Origin of the sequence: Paenarthrobacter sp., from assembly GCF_031180005.1 — a bacterium.
GTDB lineage: Bacteria > Actinomycetota > Actinomycetes > Actinomycetales > Micrococcaceae > Arthrobacter.
On the sequence record NZ_JAPSHI010000053.1, the window covers coordinates 1 to 2,875 of the forward strand.

Below are 2,875 nucleotides of genomic sequence, written 5' to 3' on the forward strand. Positions count from 1 at the left end.
TTCTGTGATGACGCTGCGAGCATCCGGGGCGTTCGCAGACTGCAATGCCTCCAAAGAACGGTCCTGGGATTCCTTGACGTCGGAGCGGACTTCGTCATAATCGGTTGCCACGTGGGTGCTCCTTTTTTCTTAAAAGTTCGTCTGGTTTTTGATTTCTGACGCCACTGCAACGCACCCTAGCTCGGAGTTGTTCCCGGAGCCCGAGCCGGATGGACGAAAGCTGCTACAGCGGGCCCTTCGATGGGCGATGCCACATCCGTAGCGGGAACTGCTTCGGTTCGCCCGCGGTCGGGGAAAGCGCCGTAGTGGAAAGCATGCACCGGCTCGCCCGTAATCCTGCTGACCTGCCTGCCCTTGTACAAGGGTGGACTCGAAAGGGCGTACGAGTGGAGCTCGTTGTCACGGAGAGCCGGGCCCTCACGGGAGAGACTCCCCCATGCCAATCCCACCCTCAGTGATGCTGCTGCCTTCGCCGCGCTTGCCTGACGCCCTTGTTCTTTTTCTAGGTTGCTGTTCCTTCACTGGAGATCAAGAGTTAACCCCAACGGAACCCTCCTCGCCTTCAGCTCGGTGCTGCCCCGCCACATGGCCATCTACGTGGCGACGACAGGTCGAGCTCTTGGCCAGAAGGGTCCTGTTCTCGCCGTCGATGTATTGTTGCACAGCGCTGAGCTGGAGCCCGAATGAATACGGCCGCTAGCCTGGTTTAGTCACTGGAGCGGTATCTCCGCGAACGCGCCATCTGTCGTGCAAGTGGAGACCAGCTTTCCTACCCGCCCCAAGTTTCATCGCTACGGCCCTAAACCCCCAACCGCCCGCAAACAGCGCGATCGCGGCTTCGTGCTGCTCCTCAGACAACGAACTGCCCTAAAACGTGGAACTGCTCCCCGTAAGTCGGAACTGGAGTTTCAGTCCAACTTTCGGGAAGCAGTTTCAGGTCCGGTCCCTTTCAGTGGCTTCGGCTACCGTGTACTGGTGGGGGCAGTGGTGGACCCGCCCGCGGAGGATGTCACCTTGATGGTTGGCGTCACTGCCGCGTTCGAGTTCCGGGCGCGGATTGTCCAGCTGCCGTCAGCGGCGACCGTCGCAGTGCCGATTGGCGCACCGCTGGCGTTGGTGACCGTGATTGTGTTGCCGGTGGTGATGCTGGCGCTGCCGGCAATCCGCCATTCCCGCCTGTCAGCGCGGTATTCGGCCGTGGCCGTGAGCTGGTCCGCGGGAGTCACGGTATTTGAAGCGCCGGTGCCAAAGGTTGCCTCAGCGCTGTTGCCTGCTGCGCTGGTCGCAACCAGCTTGAGGGTGTAGGTGGTGCCATTGGTCAGCCCGCTCAGGGCAGCGTTGCGCGCTGCCGCGTCCGTCTTCACCTCAACGGGTGCTCCTGCTGTCGGCGTGGCCGTCAGGACGTAACCGGTAACCGGCGTATTGCCTGCAGCTGCACCCTGCCATTCAACAGTCGCGCTGCCGTTGCCGGTGGTTACCCGGACGACGTTGGGAGCGGCCGGTGCAGTCAGTTCCCCGGCCTGCATCGTGAAGGGCACCGGTGCAGCTGGGGTGTTACCCGCAGCGCTGTTGGCGGTGACGAGGAAGCTGTACGCCGTTCCAGGTGTCAGCCCTTCGAGCTTGGCTGACGTGGCGCCACTTCCTGCAGTAGCCTTAGTGACCTCCGCATCCCCGGACAGCGCCTGAACGGTGTACCCGGTTACTGCCGAGCCGTTGGTGGCGGCCGCGGTCCACGTGACATCCGCTGAGCCGAGCAGGGAGCCGTCCTTCACGGCCACGTTGCCTGGAGCTGCGGGTGCGGCGGCTGCTGGCGCATCGGCAGCAGCCGTCACGTTAACTGTTCCGGCCGCTGCAGGGGTACTTGCCTGGCCGTTCAAGGCCACGACCTTGACCGGGTAGGCCTGACCGTCCACCAAGCCGCGGATGGTCGCGCTTGTTACTTCGGATCCGACCTTGATGCTCACTTCCTGGTTCAGAACAGTGTCCTCTGCGATGACCTCGTAGCCGGTGATGGCAGGAGCGTCCGCGGGAACGGTGGCGGGCTTCCAGGTGGCGGTAATGCTGTTTTTGCCTGCCGTGCTGGCGAAGACCTCAGTTGGTTCGTTCGGTGCTTGCCCGGAGGGCCCCGCGGGGCATCCGCCGAAGCCTGGACCGTCAATTTCCTTGAACTCGGAGATGGTCAGGCCGAGCTGGGCTTCAACGCCGGCCGGTTCTGCCTGCCAGCTGGCGACGGACGGGTCACCGGCAAATGCGGTGTCCCGGTGGGCTTCGGAGAAGAAACCGTACGTCACGGTGAATTCGCCGTTCGCAGCGTTGCCTGCGACCGTGTAGTTGGCAGGGACCTCATCGTCGGGCCAGCCGATCGCCCGCTCGCCGATGCCACCCTCTTCTCTCATGTCGGGGTTGACGATCTCCACCGCCATGCGGGAGATGTCGACATGTTCGCCGTACGTGCCCTTGACCACAACCGTGTACTCACCGTCATCGGGGAGGTCCGGGGTGGGCGCATGTTCAGCGTCGACCGAGGTGATCACCGCCGTGCCTGCCACCGCTCCGTCTCCGCTGCCGTCCTCAAACTGGACTGTGACTATGTCGCCTCCGGTGATGTTGGGTGTGACTACATCCCAGCAGACACCTCCCGGGTGGTTAACCTCAAGGAAGCCGGTGTCGTCGACCACGCCGTGTGCGACGCCGATGACGTTACCGCCCCGGGATACCCGGATGGTTGCGTCCTGACCCTTCTGTGCGGAGTATCCCTCGATAGCGACCATGTCGCGCTTGGTAAAAATTTCGATGTTCCCAGGGCCGATCGGGGGGTTTGCCGCCATCACAACGGACGCACCAGCTCCCACAAGTGCAAGCGTGGTGGTTCCCG

The 2,875-nt window shown here is 63.1% G+C and carries 2 protein-coding genes; both read right to left on the bottom strand.

The genetic code is table 11. The annotated features are described in order from the left end of the window. Positions 1–111: DUF4193 family protein (locus RIF72_RS19570; protein ID WP_309076461.1), on the bottom strand; the 111-nt coding region annotated here is incomplete at its 3' end. Between the two features lie 851 nt (positions 112–962). After that, positions 963–2,875: fibronectin type III domain-containing protein (locus RIF72_RS19575; protein ID WP_309076457.1), on the bottom strand; the 1,913-nt coding region annotated here is incomplete at its 5' end.